The organism is Nocardia jiangxiensis NBRC 101359 (assembly GCF_000308615.1).
Classification (GTDB): domain Bacteria; phylum Actinomycetota; class Actinomycetes; order Mycobacteriales; family Mycobacteriaceae; genus Nocardia; species Nocardia jiangxiensis.
Genome location: NZ_BAGB01000060.1, coordinates 1 through 1,675, shown reverse-complemented (window position 1 = coordinate 1,675; position 1,675 = coordinate 1). Strand labels below are relative to the sequence as shown.

Below are 1,675 nucleotides of genomic sequence, written 5' to 3'. Positions count from 1 at the left end.
GGTGTGGGAGTTCGGGTTTCGCTGTCCGACGAATCCGTCATCGATGCCTCGCTGGTGGTGTTCTCCGCCGGTGTCCGGCCGCGGGATCAGCTGGCGCGCGAGGCTGGTTTGGAGGTGGGTGCGCGGGGTGGTGTGGTGACGGATCTGGGGTTGGTGTCCAGTGATCCGAGTATCTATGCGATCGGTGAGGTCGCGGCGGTGGAGGGGACCTGTTACGGGTTGGTGGCTCCGGGGTACAGCACTGCGGAGGTGGTGGCGGATCGGTTGTTGGGGGGTAGTGGGGAGTTCCCGGGGGCGGATCTGTCGACGAAGTTGAAGTTGCTGGGTGTGGATGTGGCGAGTTTCGGTGACGCGCACGCGACCAGTGCGGGTGCGTTGTCGGTGGTGCTGCATGATGCGTCCAAGGGCACGTACGCCAAACTCGTCGTCTCCGACGACGCGAGCACGCTGCTGGGTGGTGTGCTGGTGGGTGATGCCTCGCAGTACGCGGCGTTGCGGCCGTTGGTCGGGCGTCCGCTGCCCGCCGAGCCCGCGGCGCTGATCTCTCCGGCGGGTGCGGAGCTGGGGGCGGACGCGTTACCGGACGACGCGCAGATCTGTTCGTGCAACAACGTGTCCAAGGGTGCGATCTGCGGTGCGATCGCCGAGGGTGCGTGTGATGTGCCCGCGATCAAGAGTTGCACGTCGGCGGGGACGTCCTGCGGTGGCTGTGTGCCGATGCTCAAGAAGCTGCTCGAGCAGTCGGGTGTGGCGATGTCCACGGCGTTGTGTGAGCATTTCGAGCAGTCGCGTGCGGAGTTGTTCGAGATCGTGCAGGTCACCGGGATTCGCACGTTCTCGGGTCTGATCGCGCAGTACGGCAAGGGTTCGGGCTGCGATATCTGCAAGCCGACCGTGGCCTCGATTTTGGCCTCGACCGCGAGTGAGCACATCCTCGATGGTGAGCAGGCCGCGCTACAAGATACGAACGATCATTTTCTGGCGAATCTGCAGAAGAACGGGACTTATTCGGTGGTGCCGCGGATGCCCGGTGGTGAGGTGACCGCGGAGCAGTTGATCACGATCGGTCAGATCGCGAAGGAGTTCGATCTGTATCTGAAGGTGACCGGTGGGCAGCGGATCGATATGTTCGGTGCGCGGGTGGAGCAGTTGCCACAGATCTGGCAGCGTTTGGTCGATGCCGGGATGGAGTCCGGGCACGCCTACGGAAAATCCTTGCGCACGGTGAAAAGCTGTGTCGGGTCGAGTTGGTGCCGGTACGGGCAGCAGGACTCGGTCGGCATGGCCGTGCTGTTGGAGAAGCGGTACCGGGGGTTACGGTCCCCGCACAAACTCAAGCTCGCGGTGTCCGGATGTGCGCGCGAATGCGCGGAGGCGCGGGGTAAGGACGTCGGGGTGATCGCGACCGAACACGGCTGGAACCTGTACGTCGGCGGCAACGGCGGGTTGACTCCCAAACACGCGGTCCTGCTCGCCGGAGACCTCGACGACCAGACCTTGATCCGGTACATCGACCGGTACCTGATGTTCTACATCCGCACCGCGGACCGCTTGCAGCGCACCGCACCCTGGCAGGAATCCCTCGACGGAGGTATCGAACACCTCCGCCAGGTCGTATGCCAGGACAGCCTCGGCATCGCCGAAGAACTCGAAACCGCCATGGCCCGCCACATCG

At 64.3% G+C, this 1,675-nt stretch carries 1 protein-coding gene; it reads left to right on the top strand.

The window, feature by feature from the left end; all coding sequences use genetic code 11:
* Positions 1–1,675, top strand: a 1,675-nt coding sequence (gene nirB, locus ON40_RS26285) for a nitrite reductase large subunit NirB (protein WP_040827238.1), incomplete at both ends; no start/stop codon positions are given.